This window comes from Devosia sp. (genome assembly GCF_025809055.1).
Classification (GTDB): domain Bacteria; phylum Pseudomonadota; class Alphaproteobacteria; order Rhizobiales; family Devosiaceae; genus Devosia.
The window spans coordinates 1,951,945-1,971,284 of sequence record NZ_CP075529.1 but is presented as its reverse complement, the minus strand read 5'-3'; the positions used below and the strand labels follow the sequence as shown (position 1 = coordinate 1,971,284).

16 protein-coding genes are annotated in these 19,340 nt (G+C 65.0%); 9 read left to right on the top strand and 7 right to left on the bottom strand.

The window, feature by feature from the left end; all coding sequences use genetic code 11:
- Positions 1 to 31: 31 nt before the first annotated feature.
- The 3 genes from thiB to KIT02_RS09555 are packed head-to-tail and all read left to right on the top strand — an operon-like array spanning position 32 to position 3,293.
- A complete protein-coding gene (thiB, locus tag KIT02_RS09565) occupies positions 32 to 1,039 on the top strand; it encodes a thiamine ABC transporter substrate binding subunit (protein WP_297577269.1) in 1,008 nt (335 codons plus the stop codon).
- A 36-nt stretch (positions 1,040 to 1,075) separates the two neighbouring features.
- Complete coding sequence (locus KIT02_RS09560) at positions 1,076 to 2,674, top strand: thiamine/thiamine pyrophosphate ABC transporter permease ThiP (RefSeq protein ID WP_297577267.1); 1,599 nt, start codon at positions 1,076 to 1,078, stop codon at positions 2,672 to 2,674.
- Positions 2,658 to 3,293 (top strand): ATP-binding cassette domain-containing protein, encoded by a 636-nt coding sequence (locus KIT02_RS09555; protein WP_297577265.1) that lies wholly within the window; start codon positions 2,658 to 2,660, stop codon positions 3,291 to 3,293. The genes KIT02_RS09560 and KIT02_RS09555 overlap by 17 nt, the downstream gene beginning before the upstream one ends.
- Before the next feature lie 15 nt (positions 3,294 to 3,308).
- Here the strand turns inward: KIT02_RS09555 and KIT02_RS09550 are convergent, their stop codons facing one another.
- Positions 3,309 to 5,204 (bottom strand): hypothetical protein, encoded by a 1,896-nt coding sequence (locus tag KIT02_RS09550; RefSeq protein WP_297577263.1) that lies wholly within the window; start codon positions 5,202 to 5,204, stop codon positions 3,309 to 3,311.
- A gap of 48 nt (positions 5,205 to 5,252) precedes the next feature.
- Complete coding sequence (locus KIT02_RS09545) at positions 5,253 to 6,542, bottom strand: adenylosuccinate synthase (RefSeq protein WP_297577260.1); 1,290 nt, start codon at positions 6,540 to 6,542, stop codon at positions 5,253 to 5,255.
- 157 nt (positions 6,543 to 6,699) lie between these two features.
- On the opposite strand from KIT02_RS09545, the gene KIT02_RS09540 reads away from it, so the two are divergent.
- Positions 6,700 to 7,641, top strand: a complete 942-nt coding sequence (locus tag KIT02_RS09540; RefSeq protein WP_297577259.1) for a DMT family transporter — start codon at positions 6,700 to 6,702, stop codon at positions 7,639 to 7,641.
- Between the two features lie 57 nt (positions 7,642 to 7,698).
- Here KIT02_RS09540 and serA read toward each other — a convergent pair whose 3' ends face one another.
- The 4 genes from serA to KIT02_RS09520 all read right to left on the bottom strand — a co-directional run bounded on the left by serA (position 7,699) and on the right by KIT02_RS09520 (position 12,578).
- Positions 7,699 to 9,282, bottom strand: coding sequence for a phosphoglycerate dehydrogenase (gene serA / locus KIT02_RS09535; protein WP_297577257.1), 1,584 nt, complete (start codon positions 9,280 to 9,282; stop codon positions 7,699 to 7,701).
- Between the two features lie 117 nt (positions 9,283 to 9,399).
- The gene (locus KIT02_RS09530) at positions 9,400 to 10,581 is read right to left on the bottom strand and encodes a phosphoserine transaminase (protein ID WP_297577255.1); all 1,182 of its coding nucleotides are present in this window, start codon (positions 10,579 to 10,581) and stop codon (positions 9,400 to 9,402) included.
- A gap of 136 nt (positions 10,582 to 10,717) precedes the next feature.
- On the bottom strand, positions 10,718 to 11,287 hold the full coding sequence (locus KIT02_RS09525) for a GGDEF domain-containing protein (RefSeq protein WP_297577253.1): 570 nt from the start codon (positions 11,285 to 11,287) through the stop codon (positions 10,718 to 10,720).
- Entirely contained in the window at positions 11,175 to 12,578 is a 1,404-nt protein-coding gene (locus tag KIT02_RS09520) for a LytS/YhcK type 5TM receptor domain-containing protein (RefSeq protein WP_297577251.1), read from the bottom strand. Before KIT02_RS09520 ends, KIT02_RS09525 begins: the two co-directional genes overlap by 113 nt.
- Before the next feature lie 185 nt (positions 12,579 to 12,763).
- On the opposite strand from KIT02_RS09520, the gene KIT02_RS09515 reads away from it, so the two are divergent.
- The 5 genes from KIT02_RS09515 to KIT02_RS09495 all read left to right on the top strand — a co-directional run bounded on the left by KIT02_RS09515 (position 12,764) and on the right by KIT02_RS09495 (position 17,261).
- Positions 12,764 to 13,186 (top strand): nitroreductase/quinone reductase family protein, encoded by a 423-nt coding sequence (locus KIT02_RS09515; RefSeq protein ID WP_297577249.1) that lies wholly within the window; start codon positions 12,764 to 12,766, stop codon positions 13,184 to 13,186.
- 305 nt (positions 13,187 to 13,491) lie between these two features.
- The gene (locus KIT02_RS09510) at positions 13,492 to 14,793 is read left to right on the top strand and encodes a sorbosone dehydrogenase family protein (RefSeq protein WP_297577247.1); all 1,302 of its coding nucleotides are present in this window, start codon (positions 13,492 to 13,494) and stop codon (positions 14,791 to 14,793) included.
- 7 nt (positions 14,794 to 14,800) lie between these two features.
- Positions 14,801 to 15,784 (top strand): ABC transporter substrate-binding protein, encoded by a 984-nt coding sequence (locus KIT02_RS09505; RefSeq protein ID WP_297577244.1) that lies wholly within the window; start codon positions 14,801 to 14,803, stop codon positions 15,782 to 15,784.
- Positions 15,785 to 15,831: 47 nt separating this feature from the next.
- The gene (locus KIT02_RS09500) at positions 15,832 to 16,560 is read left to right on the top strand and encodes an ABC transporter permease subunit (protein WP_297577242.1); all 729 of its coding nucleotides are present in this window, start codon (positions 15,832 to 15,834) and stop codon (positions 16,558 to 16,560) included.
- Positions 16,539 to 17,261, top strand: coding sequence for an ABC transporter ATP-binding protein (locus tag KIT02_RS09495; protein WP_297577240.1), 723 nt, complete (start codon positions 16,539 to 16,541; stop codon positions 17,259 to 17,261). Before KIT02_RS09500 ends, KIT02_RS09495 begins: the two co-directional genes overlap by 22 nt.
- On the opposite strand, the gene KIT02_RS09490 is transcribed toward KIT02_RS09495, so the two are convergent.
- Positions 17,250 to 19,304 carry a GMC oxidoreductase gene (locus KIT02_RS09490; RefSeq protein WP_297577238.1) on the bottom strand — a complete coding sequence of 685 codons (2,055 nt, stop codon included), beginning with the start codon at positions 19,302 to 19,304 and terminating at the stop codon, positions 17,250 to 17,252. The genes KIT02_RS09495 and KIT02_RS09490 overlap by 12 nt on opposite strands.
- Positions 19,305 to 19,340: the final 36 nt, after the last annotated feature.

The window sequence follows — 19,340 nt, the reverse complement described above, 5'->3', positions numbered from 1 at the left end:
ATGGCCGCATACCTTTGAAGGGATGATCTTGATGATCAAGTTTTCCTCCATGGCGCTTGCGGTCGTCGTTGCCGGACTGGCAACCCACACCGCTGCAGCCCAGGACAAGCCTGTCCTGACCGCCTATACCTATGACAGCTTCGCCGCCGAGTGGGGCCCCGGCCCGCTGCTCAAAGCGGGTTTTGAGACGCAGTGCGGCTGCGAACTCAACTGGGTCGTGGCCGACAGTTCCATCGGCACGCTGCGGCGGGTGCAGCTCGAGGGCGAGGCCACCGAAGCCGACCTTATTGTCGGGCTCGACACCGCCATCATGGGCGAGGCGGCTTCCACGGGGCTCTTTGCAGAACATGGACTGACCCTGGATGGCCTGGTGCTGCCTGAAAGCTGGGCGGATGCCAGCTTCGTGCCGATCGACTATTCGCACTTCGCCTTCATGTACGACACCGACACCACCGAGGTGCCGCCCACCTCGTTCGAGGAGCTGATCGCGCTTCCGGACAGCGTCAAGGTGGTCATCCAGGATCCGCGGTCCTCGACGCCGGGGCTGGGTCTCGTGCTCTGGGTCAAGGCGGCCTATGGCGATCGCGCCCCGGAAATCTGGGCTGGCCTCAAGCCGCACCTTCTGACCATCACCAAGGACTGGAGCGAAGCCTATTCGCTGTTCCTCGATGGCGAGGCGGATATGGTTCTGTCCTACACGACGTCCCCCGCCTATCACATCGTCGCCGAGGGCGACGACACCATCAAGGCGGCGCTGTTCAGCGAGGGCCATTTCCCGCAGATCGAGGTTGCCGGAGTGCTCAAGTCCTCCGACCAGCAGGAGCTGGCCCAGCAATTCCTGGCCTACCTGGTCTCGCCGGAAGGTCAGGGGATCATCCCGACCACCAACTGGATGTTCCCGGTTGTGGACCTGGGCGAAGGACTTGATCCGGCTTTTGCAGCCTTGCCGCAGCCGGAAAAGACCCTGACCCTCCCTGATGCGGACATCGAGGCCAATGCCCAGGCCTGGATTGCCGAAATGCTGGCAGCCGTGCAGTAACATGCGCAAGGCCGTCCAGACTGCGTGGGGACCATGGTGAGGGCGGCATCGCATCTGCCGCCGCGCCCCCTGCGCCGTCTGGCGGCCGGGCTTCTGGCCTTGGCCATAGCCGGGCTGATTGCAGCCATCCTGTTAGCCATCCTCCGGGCGGCAACCGGCAGCGCCGGCGGGCCGGGCGTCGATATCGCCCATCTCGTGCGGATGACGGCCCTGCAGGCCGGGCTCACGACCGTGCTGTCGCTCATGGCCGGCACCGCCGTCGCCTGGGCGCTGAACCGGCTGCGCTTTGCCGGCCGTTCCGTGGTGGTGGGCCTGTTCTCGGCGGCCATCGTGACGCCCGGCATGGTGGTGGCTTTCGGGCTGCTGTCGATCTGGGGACGCAATGGCTGGATCAACCAGACCAGTGAGGCGCTGTTCGGGCTGCGGATCGAGAGTCCGGCCTATGGACTATCGGGCATACTCATTGCCCATGTGATCCTCGATGGCGCCTTTGCCGCCCGTATCCTTCTGGCGCGGCTCGATGCGATTGCCGTGAGCCGGCTCAAGGTCGGCCAATCTCTGGGGCTCAATGCCTGGCAGCGGTTTGCCATCATCGACTGGCCCGCCTTGCGGGGCAGTCTGCCGGGCCTTGCCGCGATCATCTTTCTTCTGGCCTTTACCAGCTTTCCTATCGTTCTGATGCTGGGCGGTGGCCCAGCCAACCAGACGCTGGAGGTGGCCATCTATGGCGCCGTGCGGCTCGACTTCGACCTGGTGGGCGCTGTGCTGCTGGCCATGACCCAGATCGGTGTCTGTGCCCTCGTGATCATTGCCGCCTCGGCGTTCAGCCCGGTGCCCAGCGTGCTCGGGAAATCGGCGCAACCGGCCTGGCAGGACGGGCGGATGGTGCGCGCCATCCAGGCTCTGGTCCTGATCCTCGCCATTGCCGGGTTTGCCCTGCCACTGCTTTCGGTGCTGGGCGAAGGGCTTTCGGGCATGGGAGCGGTACTGGCCCAACCGGCCTTCTGGCGCGCCAGCCTCACCAGTCTCATCATCGGCGCGGCCTCCGCGGCGCTGACCCTGGTGCTCGCATTGGTTCTCGCCCTCGGACGCGCCTCCACCGGCCATCCCGTTCTGCGCACGGTGCTCGGCGCACCGGCCTATGCCTATCTGGCCGTTCCGGCAGTGGTGCTGTCGCTCGGTTTCTTCCTTCTGGTGCGCGACGCCGGCATGTCTGCGCGCACCGCCGCGCCCATCGTCGTCGTCATCGCCAATGCGCTGCTGGCGCTGCCCTTTGCCATGGCCACGCTCGGCCCGGCCCTCGACGCGGTGGCGCAGACGCGCGGCAAGCTCATCCGCTCGCTCGGCCTGGGCGGCCTGATGCAGTTCACGGCCATCGAATACCCGCTTCTGGGGCGCGATATCGGGCTGCTGCTGGCTTTGGCCTTCTGCTTTTCGCTCGGCGATCTCGGGGTCATTGCCCTGTTCGGCACCCAGGACTTCCAGACCCTGCCGCTGATGATGTATCGAGCCCTGGGGGCCTATCGGAACAATGATGCCGGTGCCATTGCCGCCCTGATGCTGGTGGGCACGGTGGCCGCCTTTGTCGGCCTTCCGCGTCTCATGGAAAGGATCGCCGATGCTCACGGCCGATAGAATGCGCTTCGTGCATGAGGGGCAGAGCGAGGGCTATGAATTCAGCTTCGCAGCCGAGCCGGGTGTGGTCACGGCGATTTCAGGTGCCAGCGGTTCGGGCAAGTCGACGCTGCTTGACCTGGTGGCCGGCTTTCTCAAGCCCATGTCGGGGTCTCTGGTGCTCGACGGGGTCGACCTTTTGCCGCTGCCGCCCGAGGGTCGCCCGGTGTCGCTGCTGCTTCAGGCCGACAATCTCTTCGATCACCTCTCGGCAGACGACAATGTCCGGCTGGGTCTGCCGCGCAATGCCGGGCAGGGGGCCGGGCAACTGATCAGCAATGCGCTGACCGAAGTGGGGCTGGGCAGGGTCGAAAAGCAACTGGCACGCACACTGTCGGGCGGGCAGAAGCAGCGCGTGGCGCTGGCGCGGACGCTGTTGCGGGCGCGCCCGGTGCTCCTGCTCGATGAGCCGTTCTCGGCGCTTGATGACGAAACGCGGATTGCGATGAGGCAGACCGTGGGCGAATTGACCCAGCGACATGGCTGGCACACGCTTCTGGTCAGCCATCACCTCGACGATATCGCCGCCCTCGCGGGCCGCCACTACCGCATCGAGCAGGGCAAGCTGCTGCCCGCCTAGCGCCTTGCGTTCGGGTTAGTTCGCCCACTCCGCAAAGACCTGATCGAACAGGCCCTGGGCGTCTTCATCCTTTTCCAGCGTCAGGATGGCGTTGCGGCCCGTGCCATAGACAATGGCCAGGTCCATCCAGCGCCGCCCGGTCAGCAAATCGGCATTGGCCGTTGCATCGGCAGGCGTGGCGCTCAGCGCAAAGAGGAAGGAATTGCCGACGACGCGGGCCGATGCTCCGGCCAGCGCGGTGCCGGGCACCAGCTCTTCATTCTTAAGCAACACGCCGGCGAGCGAGGCAATCGAGCCACCGATGAAGGTATCGGGCACGTCGAAGCTGACTTCCATCAGATGGCTGGCCGGCAGGCTCGGATCGGAATTCTTGCGGATGGTGACCGAGACGCCCAGATTGCGCGCCGGAATGCTGGCTTCGGCAATCAGCGTCGGCATGCCGATCTCGTCGGTGCCCTGAGTCCACTCGACCGTGCCCGAGAACGGCACGGCGCCGGAGCGGCCGTCCGAAGAGGCTTCGAGCAGCAGCGACTGATTGCCGGCTAGCACCGACGGATCGACGCTGGCCGCCGGGTCGTCCGTCGCGGCAATCGTGGTATCGGCACCCGACAGGCGCTCCTCGCTCTTGACCTCGCCATTTTCGATCGATGGCAGAACCGGCTCATTGCCGCTCGGCGTCACCGCTTCCGGGGTGGGTTCGAGGCGATCCTCGGCCTCAAGGCCTTCAAGGGCACTGGTCGGCTCGGTTGTCGTCGTGGTCGCGGTATTGCCCGGTCCGCCGACGCCCTCGACGCCCGAATCGGGCGTGGCGTCCATGGTCGGCACCGTCGTCTGTTCGGTGGTGGTCGGGGTCTGTGCGACCTCGGTCTGCGCGCGCCCAAACATCTGGTCGAGATTGATGAAACCCTCGCGCCAGGCCCAGAAGCCAGCACCGCCCGCACCCACCAGCAGCAGGGCAAAGACGACAAGGAAAATGGTCAGGCCGGTGCCGGAGCGTTGCTGCTGGCCGGCAATGGCAAAGCCGGCATCATCGACCGCCTCGGAGGCTGCCGCCGGTTCAGCATTGTCGCGGTCCGGCAGGGTTTCCGTGGTTTCCCCGCGGGCCTCGCGGTCGAGTGTCTCGATGGCGCGGGAGATCACGCCCTCGGCTTCGCGGGCGCCTTCGTCGACATCGACTTCGCGCTCGCTGGAAAGAGCAGTCTCCACCACCGGCGCGGGACCCGTTTGGGCCGCAGCGGCAGTGAGCGCACCGATGCTGGGTTCGACCCGGGCGGCCGGCGCGGCCTGGCGCGGCGTTGCAACAAAGGCCGCCGGTGCCGGTTCGCGCCGGGGCGCCGGTAGCGGCAGCACTTCCGGCTGCGGCGCAGGAACTGGCGCGTCCTTGTCGGCCGGGCCGATGTCGGCGCCGCTGGCGGCAGCGGCTTCGGCAATGATGTCTTCGATCGAGGCCGTCGATGCAGGAGCGGGGGCAAGGGCAGGCGCGGGCTTCGGGTCCGGTCGCGAAACCGGCTCAGCCATCGGCTCCGGCTTCGATACGAATTTGGGCTCGGGCTTTGGTTCGGCCTTTTGCGGAGCTTCGACACTCTTTTCGGCTACGGCCACATCGGCCGGCGCAGGCGCCGCTTGCGCGGGCCTGGTTTCGGCCGGCCGGGGTGCGGGCCGCGCGCTTAGGCCCGCGTCCCGTCCAAGGCTGATAATGGCCTCGCTGGCTTCCTGTTCGACCAGGCGGATACAATCTTCGAGCTGCAGGCGATGCTGGGTGATCTCGCGCGCCGGAAGCGGGGGCTGAATGGCCCGCAACTGACCCACAAGGGCCGAACGCGCCTTTTCATAAACCGCGCGCCGCGCGGCCCCGTTATTCTCCGGAAGCGCCGAGATGGCCCGACGCAACAGCTCCTTGTAATCCGCCATGGGCTACTTGGTACTCACTCTGACAGCGCAGTCTTGTATCAAAATTTCTCAGTCTTGGAATGGGTCAACAACCAGGATGGTATCGGCGCGTTCCGGACTGGTCGAGAGCAAGGCCACCGGCGCGCCGATCAGTTCCTCGATATAGCGCACATATTTGACCGCCTGGGCCGGCAGTTCAGCCCAGCTGCGCGCGCCCGCCGTGGTCTCCGACCAGCCTTCAAGCGTCTCGTAGATGGGCTTAACGCGGGCCTGTGCCCCCATTGAGGCAGGCAAGTAATCGATGCATGATCCATCCAGTTCGTAGCCGACGCAGACCTTGATCTCCTTGAGCCCATCCAGAACGTCGAGCTTGGTCAGGGCGATGCCGGTAATGCCCGAGGTCTTGACGGTCTGGCGCACCAGCACGGCGTCGAACCAGCCACAGCGGCGCGGGCGGCCGGTATTGACGCCGACTTCGCGCCCGACAACGGCCAGGTGGCGGCCGGTCTCGTCATCGAGTTCGCATGGGAAGGGACCCTCGCCGACGCGAGTGGTGTAGGCCTTGGTGATGCCCAGCACATAGTCGATCGCGGTGGGGCCGAGTCCCGAGCCGGCAGCGGCCTGGCCGGCCACGGTGTTGGACGAGGTCACGAAGGGATAAGTGCCGTGATCGTTGTCGAGCAGGGCACCCTGCGCGCCCTCGAACAGGATGCGGGCGCCTTCACGGCGTTTCTGATCGAGCACGCGCCAGACCTGGTCCATGAAGGGCAGGATCTGATCGGCGATGGAGGTCAGCTCGGCATGGATGGTATCGGCCGCAATTTCAGCAAGGCCAATGCCGCGGCGCAGCGCATTGTGGTGCGACAAGAGGCGCTCGATCTTGGGCATCAGCGTGTCGGGTTCGCTGAGGTCGATGAGACGGATGGCACGGCGGCCGACCTTGTCCTCATAGGCCGGGCCGATACCGCGGCGGGTCGTGCCGATCTTGAGGCCGGAATTGGCGTCCTCGCGAATGCCGTCGAGTTCGCGGTGCAGCGACAGGATCAGGGGGGCATTGTCGGCGATGCGCAGAATTTCCGGGGTGATGGTCACGCCCTGGGCCCGCAGCTTGGCCATCTCTTCGACGAAGTGATGCGGATCAACGACCACGCCATTGCCGATGACCGACAGCTTGCCCTGGACGAGGCCCGAAGGCAGCAGGGCGAGCTTATAGCTGACCCCGTCGATGACCAGGGTGTGACCGGCATTGTGACCGCCATGAAAGCGCACCACCACATCGGCGCGCTCGGAGAGCCAGTCCACAATCTTGCCCTTGCCCTCGTCGCCCCATTGCGAGCCGACGACAACCACATTCGCCATAATCCAGTCTTCCCCAAGAGAACGCGACAATGGGGTCCATCGCTGGCAATGGCACCCCGATGATGATCGGACGTGAAGTCCCCCGGCCACCTTTGTCGGATTTGATTGTGGCCGAATAACTGATAAGTCCGCTTGTCCTTACATCACACTGGCCACGATGACAAAGCCGCAAGAACAGCAAAATAGCGGCATTTTCGCCCGCATTCTCGATCAGCCCTATCTGCTGCTGATATTGGCTCCGCTGTTCTGGGGCGGCAATGTGGTGGCGGCCAAACTGGTGGTAGGGGAAATCGACCCCTTCCTGTTGCTTGCCTGCCGGTGCGTTCTCGCGACGGCCTTCATCCTGCCCTTCGCCTGGAACCGGCTGATCGCGGACTGGGCCGTGGTGCGGCAGACCTGGCCGGTGCTCATGCTCTATGGCGCTATCGGCTACGCTCTGTTCAACGTGTTCCTCTATGTCGGCCTGCAGACCACGACGGCGGTCAACTCGGCGATCGAGCAGGCGTCGCTGCCCATGCTCATTTTGGGCGCCAATTTCATCGTGTTCAGGGTTCGCGCCAAACTCATCCAGATCATCGGGGTGATTCTGGCCATTTTCGGCGTCATCCTGACGGCCACCCATGGCGATCCGGGCCGGCTTCTGACCATGGATGTCAATGTTGGCGACGGTTTCGTCATCCTGGCATGCCTGGCCTATACCGGCTACACGCTGGCCCTGCGGTTCCGGCCCCAGGTGCACATCATGAGTTTCATGGCTGTGTCCTTCGCGGGCGCCGCCATTACCGGGGTCGTGATGCTGGCCTTGTTCGGTGGCGGCCTGGGGCAGGTCACCACGCTCGCCTCAGCCTCGCCGACCGTGTGGGCGGTCATCGCCTATGTGGCGATCTTCCCCTCCATGTTCAGCCAGGTGGCCTATGCCCGCGGGGTGGAACTGGTCGGGCCGAACCGGGCTGCGCCGAGCCACAACCTGATCCCCGTATTTGGAACGCTGGGATCGGTCATCATCCTGGGGGAGAGCCTGCAACCCTATCACTTCCTGGCCGCCGGCATCATCGTGTCGGGCATTGTGCTTGCCGAATGGGCAGCCCGCCGGGCTTAGTGACCAAGAAAAAGGGCGGCCATGGGCCGCCCTTTCGAGAATGCCTTGCCGGCTCGATCAGAACTTGAGGGCCTTGGCCTGCTTGACGCCGTCGAGCTTGGCGATCTGGCCGAGTTGTTCGTCGGTCAGGGTTCCGTCGATGGACACCAGAGCAATGGCATCGCCACCCACCTCGGCCCGGCCGAGGTTGAAGTTGGCAATGTTGATGCCGAGCTGGCCCAGGATGGTGCCGAGACGGCCGATATGGCCGGGCTTGTCCTCGTTGGTCACATAGAGCATGGCCGGGGTCAGCTCGGCCTCCATGTTGATGTCCTTGACCTGGATGATGCGCGACTTGCCGCTGGCGAACAGGGTCCCCGCCACGCCGCGGGTCTGCCGCTCGGTGGTCACGGTCAGGCGCACATAGCCTTCATAGGCGCCCTGCTGGTCGCGGGTGGTGGTTTCCACGGTGATGCCGCGATCCTTGGCGATCTGGGGTGCCGAGACCATGTTAATGTCGCCCAGGGACGGCTTCAGCACGCCATTGATGGCCGCTGCGATCATCGGGCGGGTGTTGAGACCGGCCGGGGTGCCCTCGAACTCGATCTTGATGCCCATGATGGCGGTTTCGGTCAATTGCCCGGCAAAGGAGCCGAGCGCTTCCGACAGTTTCACCCATGGGGTGATGATCGGCGCCTCTTCGGCCGAGATCGAGGGGAAATTGAGCGCGTTGGTGATCTCGCCGGTCATGAGGTACGCCGAAATCTGCTCGGCAACCTGCAGGGCGACATTCTCCTGCGCCTCGGTCGTGGACGCGCCGAGATGGGGCGTGCAGATGACATTGGGCAGGTCGAACAGCGGATTGTTTTCGGCCGGCTCGACCAGGAACACGTCCAGCGCCGCACCTGCCACCTGGCCCGACTTGAGGGCGTCGTAAAGCGCCGCCTCGTCGATCAGGCCGCCACGGGCGCAGTTGACGATGCGCACGCCCTTCTTGGTCTTGGCCAGGGTTTCGGCATTGAGAATATTGCGGGTGGCGTCGATCAGCGGGGTGTGGATGGTGATGAAATCGGCCCGGGCCAGGAGGTCGTCGAGTTCGACCTTTTCAACGCCCATGGTCTGGGCGCGTTCGGGCGTGAGGAAGGGGTCGAAGGCGACAACCTTCATCTTGAGCCCCAGGGCGCGGTCGGCGACGATCGAGCCGATATTGCCGGCGCCGATGAGGCCCAGGGTCTTGTTGGTCACTTCAACGCCCATGAAGCGGTTCTTTTCCCACTTCGAAGCCCGGGTCGAGGCGTCCGCCTCCGGCAGTTGACGGGCCAGCGCGAACATCATGGCAATGGCGTGTTCGGCGGTGGTGATCGAGTTGCCGAAGGGGGTATTCATCACGATGATACCCTTCTTTGTGGCGGCGGGGATATCGACATTGTCGACACCGATGCCGGCACGGCCGATCACCTTGAGATTGGTGGCGGCAGCGAGGATCTTTTCGGTCACCTTGGTGGCCGAGCGGATCGCCAAACCATCATATTTGCCAATGACTTCGAGCAGCTTTTCCTTGTCCTTGCCCAGATCGGGAAGGTAGTCGACGTCGACGCCGTTGTCCTTGAAGATCTGGACGGCGGTGGGGCTGAGCTTGTCGGAAACGAGAACTTTGGGCATGTGAGATCCCTGTTTTTCTGGCGTCAATGCTGTGACGCGGAAGGGCAATTGGGTAGCAGACTGTTAGCGTTAAGCGCCGCCGGGTGGGCTAATTGTCACCCGGCGCGTCACAAATCGTCAGGCAGCGGACTTGAGGGCAGCTTTTTCCTGGCCAAAGGCCCAGTCCAGCCACGGGGTCAGCTTTTCGAGATCGGCGGCCTCGATCGTCGAGCCGGTCCAGATACGCAGACCCGTCGGTGCATCGCGGTAGCCGCCGATGTCATAGGCGACCGCTTCCTTGTCGAGGCGCGAGACGATGGCCTTGGCGAAAGCGGCCTGGGCGTCGGCGTCGAGAGCCTTGATGTCCGGATCGGCGATGACGAGGCACACCGAGGTATTGGACCGCTCGCCTTCGTTCCTGGCCAGGAAATCGACCCAGCCGGTCCGGGCGACCCAGTCGGCCAGAACCTTGGCGTTGGCGTCGGCGCGGGCCTGCATGGCCTTGAGCCCACCGATGTCGACGCCCCATTTCATGGCGTCGACGGCGTCCTCGATGCAGAGCATCGAGACGGTGTTGATGGTCTCGGCCTTGAAGATGCCTTCGATGAGCTTGCCGCCCTTGGTCATGCGGAAGATCTTGGGCAGGGGCCGGTCGGGCTTATAGGTTTCCAGGCGTTCGACAGCGCGCGGCGACAGGATCAGCACGCCATGCGCGGCTTCGCCACCGAGAGCCTTCTGCCAGGAGAAGGTCACGACATCGAGCTTTTTGAAATCGAGGTTCTGGGCGAAAGCGGCCGAGGTGGCGTCGCAGATGGTCAGGCCCTGCCGATCGGCCGGGATCCAGTCGGCATTGGGGACGCGGACGCCGGAAGTGGTGCCGTTCCAGGTAAAGACGACATCACGGTTGAAATCGACCTGGCCGAGATCGGGCAGTTCGCCATAGGGCGCTTCAAGCACCCGGACATCGCTCAGCTTGAGCTGCTTCTGCACGTCGGTGACCCAGCCGGCACCAAAACTCTCCCAGGCCAGCATGTCGACGCCCCGGGCGCCAAGAGCGCTCCAGAGGAACATTTCGACGGCGCCGGTATCGGAGGCGGGGACGATGCCGATGCGGTAATCGGCCGGAACTTCAAGGAGCTGGCGGGTCAGGTCGATGGCTTCCTGGATGCGCGCCTTGGCAGGCTTGGCGCGGTGCGAGCGACCGGTCAGCGCGCCGGCAAGCACATCAATCGTCCAACCCGGACGCTTGGAGCAGGGACCCGACGAGAAATTAGGATTAGTCGGTTTGACCGCCGGTGCGGTTTGGGGCGTATCAGCCATTACAAGCGGCCCTCCCAGGCCTATTGTCTCGCGTTAGGGCGAGATGTCCTGAGGCGGGAGATACGCCTGTGCGCGATGGCCGTCAATGGGATTTTGCGGGAGGCCGGCCCGCCGGCCCGCGCGGCGTTCCGGCCGGCTATTCGGCAGCAGCAGCGGCGACGCGTCCGCGCCCGTGCTGCTTGGCGTGGTAGAGGGCGCTGTCGGCGGCGGCCAGCATGGCTTCGGCTGTTTCGTATTGACCCGACCCAAGCGTGGCCACCCCGATACTGACGCTGACATGACCGGTGGGGCTTTCCCGGTGCGGGATGGACAGGCGCTCGACCGACCACAGGATGCGGCTGGCAATGGCCGCGACGCCGGTGGCATCGGTCCGCGGCAGGATGACGACAAATTCTTCGCCGCCATAGCGGGCCGCCATGTCGTCGGCACGCTGCGAACTGAGCTGGATGCAGCTGGCGACCTGGCGCAGGCAGGCGTCACCGGCGGGATGACCATAGGTGTCGTTGTATTTCTTGAAATGATCGATGTCGGCGACAAGGATGCTGAGTTCGCGGCCACCTGTCCGGGCCTGGGTAAACTCGCGGGTCCAGGCCTCATCGAAGTCGCGGCGGTTGTGCAGGCCGGTAAGGGCGTCGGTGCTGGCCAGTGTCTTGAACTGCTCCGCCACGCGCGTGAGCTGTTCCTCGGCATGTTTGAGGGTCGTCATGTCGGAAACGATGACCACGGTGCCGCCGACATCGAGCGGTTGCGAGCGGATCAGCAGCCACCTGCCGTCTGCCATCTGCCATCTGCACCTGCTCGTCGCCACCCGCGAGCGTCCGGTCGAGGACGGTCTGTTTCCAGACTTCGGGGTCGATGCCCTCCAGCCGCTGCTCGCCGGTGCTGATGACCGTGTCGAGAATATCCCCGAGCAGCACACCCGGCTGCCGCGCATGGCCGGTGAGCGGAAACAGGTTCTGATAATTGGCATTGGAAAAGACCAGCCGGTTGTCACGGTCAAACCGGGCCAGTCCGTCCGACATGCCGGTCAGCACAGTGTCCAGCTCGCTCTGGGTTTCGCGCAATTGCCGCTCCAGCAGCACCCGATCGGTCAGGTCCTTGGTGAAGCCCACAAGACCGGCAATGGAGCCATCGAGATTGCGGATGGGGGATTTGGTGGTCAGGAATGTCCGTGTCACCCCGTTCGACACAATGGTTTCTTCCACATCGCTCAGCTGCCGGCCCTCGCGCAGAATGGTCTGCTCCTCTTCGTAGAGGCGCAGCGCCCGCTCGGCGCTGGTGAGGTCGAAATCGGTCTTGCCGACGAGGTCTTCGGCGCGCTGCGACCCCGAAATGTGGGCAACGCCGAGATTGGCAATGACAATGCGGGACTGGCGATCCTTGACATAGATGAAATCGGGCGCCTGCCGGATGGCAGCCTTGAGCAGGTGCGTGAACCAGCCGCGCTTGCGGCTCATCTCGATGCCGATGGCGGACAGGGTCGATGCTGCGAGGTTGAGTAGCATCAACGGCACAACGGCCCAGCCGGCTTCGATCTGAACCTGCACCGGCAGCAGGAGATAGGTGATCATCGGCAGCAGGGTCAGCGCGCCGCAAAACAGGATAAGGGCCGGACGCCAATGCCCCAGGCGACGGCGCGCCAGGAATGCACCCCAGCCGGCAAGGGCTCCGAGGGCGATCGATACCAGGCCGGCATAGGCGCCCGCGCCGCCCAGCCATAGTCTATAGGCGGCAGCCATGAGCCCGGCCACCAGGGCAGCAAGTGGGCCGGCAAACAGACCGGCCAGACCGACGGCCACGGCCCGAAGGTCAAAGATGGCTCCATTGGAGAGGGGTACGCCCATCACCATCGCCGCAACGGCCGTTGCGCCCATATAGGCGCCGGCCCCGAGCATGCGGACGTGACGCGGCCAGCTGCGGATCCATTCCTGACACAGGGCCCAGATCGCAACGAACAGGGCAACCACCGCGAAGCTGGCGAAGAGTTCCTTGAGCATCGTTCCGTCCCCTCGCGAAGGGTAAGTCTGCCGGACATGGCTTAGCAGCAGGTTATCGCCATTGTCTCAATATAGACAAATCTGCCGAATTTGGGGGCGGTGACAAGTTGCCGTCGGTGGCCCTTGTGGCTGCCGCAATCGGACCCTAAATCAGGAGAAGTGAAAGCCAATCCGGAAATGCGGACATGAACGATTTCAACAAGCAGGTTATTGCCGACTTCAACGCCAATGGCGGCAAGCCCGGGGGGTATTTCGAGAATGCACCGGTTTTGCTGCTGCACTCGGTGGGTGCCAAGACTGGCCTGGAGCGCACGCAGCCATTGATGTTCCTGCCCGAGGGTCAGGATCGCTGGTACGTGTTTGCATCCTATGGCGGTGGTCCCAAGGACCCGGCCTGGTTTCATAATGTCGTGGCCCATCCCGATTTCGACATTTCCGTCGGCGACGGCAAGACCATCGAGCGGGTGCCCGTGCGGGCCCGGGTTCTCGAGGGCGAAGAGCGCAGCACCACCTATGCGCGCCAGGCGGAACTGTTTCCCCAGTTCGCCGACTATGCGGCCAAGACCAGCCGGGATGTCATTCCGGTGGTCGAACTGTCCCGGCGTTAAATGGCTTTGCCGGTGAAGTGATCCAACGCCCTACCGCCACACAAGGGAGAGGGATGGGGTGAGAGGTGAAGGCTTTTGGCAGAAGCACGAGGGTGAACCCCTCATCCGGCGCTTCGCGCCACCCCGGATCGAGTCCGGGGCAGGCTCTTCTCCCCTCAGGGGAGAAGGGAAGCGCGGCTCTCGGCGGGCTGCTCAAGTGTGAAAGTATCCAGGACAAGAAACTTGGGTGTGGCCCCTAGCGGGGCCGCCCCAAACCGAATAGCGTCGGCGTCTTCCCTGTCCTTTCCCGATAGTCGAGACGACCCATGGCCGAACCCTCCCTCTTTGCCCGCCTCGTTGCCTTGATCGGCGGTATCGCCGTTGCCGTGCGTCATTCGGGGGACGGGCCGCGTCCGCAGGCTTTCGGGACTACTCCGGCCATTCCCGCGGCCAAGCCGCAGGGCAAGATCCCAACGCTCAAAATGCCGACGGCCAAGGGCTGGGAGGGCGATCACCGCCCGACACCGGCGGCGGGCCTCGCCGTCAATGCCTTTGCCAAGGGCCTCGTGCACCCGCGCAACATGCATGTCCTGCCCAATGGCGACGTGCTGGTGGCCGAATCCATGGGCGAAAGCGGTACGCCAAATTCCCTGTTCGACCATGCCATGCACGCGACCATGCAGCGCGCCCGCGCCTCCGGCCAGAGCCCCAACCGGGTGACTTTGCTGCGCGACGCCGACGGTGATGGCGTGGCCGAAGAGCGGTTCGCGCTGATCGAAAACGTCCGCCAGCCTTTCGGCATCGCGCTGATCGGCAATACGCTCTATGTCGGCGCCAGCGACAAGGTCCTGGCCTATCCCTATGAATTGGGCGCCACCCGGATCACCGATCCGGGCAAGGTGATGATGACCATGAAGCCGGGCGGGCACTGGACGCGCAATCTCATCGCAAGCAAGGACGGCAAGAAGCTTTATGTGGCGGTGGGTTCGCTGAGCAATATCGGCGACGCTGGCATGGAGGCCGAGATCGGCCGTGCCTGCATTTTTGAACTCGACCTCGAAACCGGCCAGTCGCGCGAATTTGCCGGGGGCCTGCGCAATCCGGTGGGCATGGCCTGGGAGCCGCAGACCGACATGCTGTGGACCGTGGTCAACGAGCGTGACGGGCTGGGCGATGAAACGCCGCCGGACTACCTGACTTCGGTGGTCGATGGCGGCTTTTACGGCTGGCCCTATTGCTACTGGAACCGGGTGGTCGATGACCGCGTGCCGCAGGATGCGGCCAAGGTGGCCTCGGCGCTGCAGCCCGACTTCGCGCTGGGTGGGCACACGGCATCGCTCGGCCTGTGCTGGCTGCCCGAAGGCACGCTGCCGGGTTATCCGGCCGGCATGGCCATCGGCCAGCACGGATCGTGGAACCGCTCCAAGCTTTCGGGCTACCGGCTGACCTTCGTCGCCTTCGAGAACGGCAAGCCGGTCGGCACGCCGCGCGACATCCTCACCGATTTCCTTTCGCCCGACGAAAAGTACTCCTATGGCCGGCCGGTCGGGGTGGCCCTGGCAGCGGACGGCGCGGTGCTGATGGCCGACGACGTTGGCGATGTCATCTGGCGGGTCAGGGGCGCCTGAGAACCAGATGAGCGCAATCAAGCGGCTGCTGGCCGTCATTGGCCTTGGCCTGGCCTGGCTAGGCAGTCCGGCCCTGGCCGAGGACCGACTGGTGCTGGGCCTGCAGGAAAGCGGGACGGTGCAGTGGGAAATCGCGGCCATCCGCAATCTCGGGCTCGACGTGGCCCATGACCTGGTCCTCGAGGTACGGCCGCTCGCCGACAGCCGCGCCGGGCAGATCGCGCTGCAAACCGGGGCGGTCGACGTGATCCTCTCCGATTTCACCTGGGTCTCGGCGCAGCGCCATGCGGGCCGCGACTTCACCATGGTGCCCCATTCACTGGCGGTCGGCGGGCTGATGGTGCCGGCGGACAGTCCCGTGCTGGGGCTTGCCGACCTGCGCAATGGCGTCATCGCCGTGGCCGGCGGACCGGCGGACAAAAGCTGGGTGGTGCTGCAGGCCTATTACCACGACCTCACCGGACGGCGATTGGCCGAGGATGTCGAGGCACGGTTCGGGGCGCCGCCGCTGGTCAATGAATTGCTGGGACAGGGGCGGGTCGATGCAGCGCTCAACTTCTGGCACTGGAACGCCCGCGCCAAGTCGAGGGGCATGGTCGAGGTGATCTCGGTGGCCGATATGCTGAGGGGCCTGGGCCTAAAGGATCAGCCGCCGCTGCTGGGCTGGACCTTTAGCGAGGCCAATGCGGCGGCCAAGCCGGTTGCGATAAAGAAGTTTCTCGATGCGTCCTTTGCGGCCAAGGCGGTGCTCGTGACCGACGATGCGGCCTGGGAAGATCTCGCGACACTCATGGGTGCGGCGGATGACCGGGCGCTTTTCGAGCAGCTGCGCGACGACTATCGTGCCGGCATGGTCACAGGGTATTTCCCCGAGGATGTGGCGGCTGCCGAGCAGGCTTTTGCGCTGCTGGCCGAGCATGGCGGGTTCGAGGTGGTCGGGGATATGTCCGAACTTGAGCCGGGCACGTTCTGGGCCGGATACGCACCCTGACCATGCAGGGGAACGGGAGGGGCCGGTGGCGCGGCAGGGGGTTGGACATGCTCTCCCTGCCACTACTGCTGGTGCTGTGGCAGGTGATGGCCATGGCCGTCGCCAACCCATTGCTGCCCTCGCCTGTGGACGTAGCGGCGGAGATGGGAACGCTGGCCAGCCAGGGCGCGCTCCTCCACGATCTCGGGCGGACGCTGGGGCGTGTGGTGGCGGCATTCGTTCTGGCCATGGTGCTTGGGACCGGTATCGGCATTGCGCTGGGCCGGGCCCGATGGGCCGACAGGCTGTTTTCGGCCTGGCTGGTGGTCGGGCTCAATCTGCCCGCCATCGTCGTCGCCATCCTGTTCTACATCTGGCTGGGGTTGACCGAATGGGCGCTGGTCGCGGCCGTGGTGGTCAACAAGCTGCCCATGGTGGCGGTGACGATCCGGGAAGGGGTGCGCAGCTTTGCTGATCCCTATGAGGAACTGGCCATTGTCTCGCGGCTGAGCTGGACCCGGCGGCTCAGGTTTATCTATTGGCCGCAACTGGTGCCGTTCGTGCTCGCGTCGGCGCGGGCCGGCCTGTCATTGATCTGGAAGATCGTGCTGGTATTTGAAGTGCTGGGCAGCGATGGCGGCATCGGATTTCGCATCGCCATCTTCTTTCAGTATTTCGACGTGGCGGGCATTCTGGCCTACACGGTCAGCTTCGTTGCCGTGGTGCTGGTGTTCGAATATGGCGTGTTGCGCCCGCTCGAAGGGAGGCTGACCCGATGGCGCGCGCTCCCGCTCTAAGCATCGCTATTGCCGAGAAGCGGTATCCGGGCGAACAGACGGCGCTGTTCAGCGGCCTGCAGCTCGATATCGAACCCGGCACCGTGCTGGCGGTGCTCGGGCCATCGGGGGTTGGCAAGTCGAGCCTGCTGCGGCTGCTTGCGGGGGCCGATGGCGGTTTTTCGGGCCAGATCCGGGTTGGCGGTGTTTCTGCCGCCGAGGCTGGTCCGCCGGGGTTCGTGTTTCAGGATGCCCGCCTCCTGCCCTGGCTCAGTGTCCGCGACAATGTGCGGCTGGTGCGTCCGGAACTCGATGATGCGGCTGTCGGCAGCCTGCTTGAGCGCGTGGGACTGGCCGGTCAAGAGGATCGCTGGCCGGGCCAGCTTTCCGGCGGCATGCAGCGCCGTGTGGCCCTCGCTCGGGCTCTGGCGACCGGGTCGGGCCTGTTGATGCTCGATGAGCCCTTTGTGTCGCTCGACCGGGACCTTGTGATCGAGATGCGGGCGCTGCTGGCCCGGACCCTTGCCGCAACCGGTGTCACCACAGTCCTTGTTACCCACCTGATCGAGGATGCGGCGCTTCTCGCCGACCGCATTGTGGTGCTCGACGGCCGGCCGGCCAGAATTGCGGCCGACCTGGCGATCGATACGCCGCGCGGCGACCGTGATGGCAGCACGATCCTGGACATCGAGCGCCGGATCGCCGAGCGTTCAGCGCGCTGACGCGGCCGGCGTACCGGCAATGCCGGATGCGATGCGGTAGCTCATGGCCATGATGGTCAGGAACGGATTGAAGCCACCATTGGTCGGGTGCAGGGCGCCGTCGCAGACATAGAGGTTGTCGTGGCCCCAGACCCGGCCGTCGGTGTCGGTCACCGAATGCTCCGGCTCGGTCCCCATGCGGCAGGTGCCGGCCTGATGCTGACCGGCGGAGAGGCCCATGGCGGGCTCCGGACCCCAGTGCCGCGTCGCGCCGGACGCATCCAGCCATTCAAAGGCCCTTTGCTGCATGAAGCGGGCCGTGCGCAGGGTTTCGGGATGGATGGTGCCCGAGAGGCGGGCGACCGGCAGGCCGAAGCGGTCGGTCACCCCATTGGCGACCGTCACCCGGGATTGCGGATTGGGAATTTCGTGCACCGGCCCGGTAACCCGCAGGACGCGATGGTAGTTGTCGCGCATGAAATCCTTGGCGTCCTGGCCCCAGCGCCGCAGATCAGGCGGCAGGGCGGCCTTCCAGAACAGGATAGGCGGCATGATGAAATCGTCGGCCAGGAGCCCGCCACCGATGATGCCGGCATTGCCATGGTTGAACTGGGTCGTGCCGATGGTCACGCCGGGCCCGTGCAACCCGTGCACCACGCGCTCGAAAAGCCCATAGGCGAGGGGATAGACATGGCCCTGCAGGTGCCGTCCGACCTGGTCGTGATTGTTGCCAAGACCGGCGGGCTCCCTGGCCGACGATGAGTTGAGCATCAGCCGCGCGGTTTCGATGGCCCCGGCCGCGACAATGACCGTCTTGGCATGCACGCTTTGCACCGCGCCGGTGCTTTGCGTGAAGGTTACGCCGGTGACATTGCCGGCCGCGTCGGTATCGATGCTGCGGACCATGACGCCGGTTGTCAGTTCGCACCGTCCGGTGGCCATGGCACGGGGCAGGAAGGTGTTCTGCGTGCCGTTCTTGGCGTCGCTGGGGCAGGGGAAGCCCACACAGGCACCACAGGCCATGCAGGCTTTCCGGCCGTCGCGCGGGACTGAATTGATCGCCAGCGGCGGCACCATGGTGCGCAGACCCAAGCTCTCCGCGCCGCTCGCCAGGACGCTGGTCTGCGGCGCCTGCGGGAGTGGCGGCATGGGAAAGGGGTGCTGGCGCGGCCCTTCATGGAACAGACTTTCCGCTGCGCCGGAGACACCGAGTTCCCATTCGACCTTTTCGTACCAGGGCGCCAGATCATCGTAGGTCAGGGGCCAATCCACCAGCGACGAGCCTTCGGGCACGCCATAGAGGCTGGCCATGCGGAAGTCGTCGCGATGAAACCGCCAGGCCATGGCGCCATAGAGCAGGGTGCCGCTGCCCACGCCGGCAGCGAGGTTGTGATAGTTGGATTGGTGCGGCGCCACGACCCGTTCGGTGCCATCGGGATCGACGAAGACGCGCGGATTGCCCTCGAGCTCCGGGCCGGTATTGTGCCCATAGAGCGACAGGCGATGGTTGCGCAGGTGATCGCGATGCCCGCTATCGGCATAGTTGCGCTCGACACCGCGCTCCAGAAGCAGCACGGTCCGACCCGCTTCGGCGAGAATGCAAGCGGCGATGGTGCCGCTGGCCCCGGCGCCAACGATGATGACGTCATAGTCGAGGGTGCCGCTATGCAGTTTCGGCGGCTGGCCGTCTCTCGTATCGGGCCCGGACGGCCCCTCGGGTAGCCCATGCCGGTAGTCGAGCATGGCCCAGGCGCGCGCATCGGGATTGCCGCCATTGCCCGGATCGGCATAGGCAGCCTCGGCGACAAGCTCGGCGAGCAGGCGCAGCCAGGCCAGATGCTCGTGCTGGCAGAGGACTGCATCCTGGGCCACCGGATCCAGGGTCTTGAAGCCGGCGAAATCCTGGTGGCTGAGGCCGGAGGCGATGAGGCCGGACGCTTCCGGAAAGCTGGTAAGGTGACGCCGCACGTAGTCCGGGCCACCAAGGGCTATGCCGTCTGGGTCGCCGTCTGCCGGGATCAGGCGCGCGATAATGGCAAGCAGCGTTGACTCGTCCGGTGTCATGATCGTCTCCCCAACCAATTGTGCGGCGAAACGCGC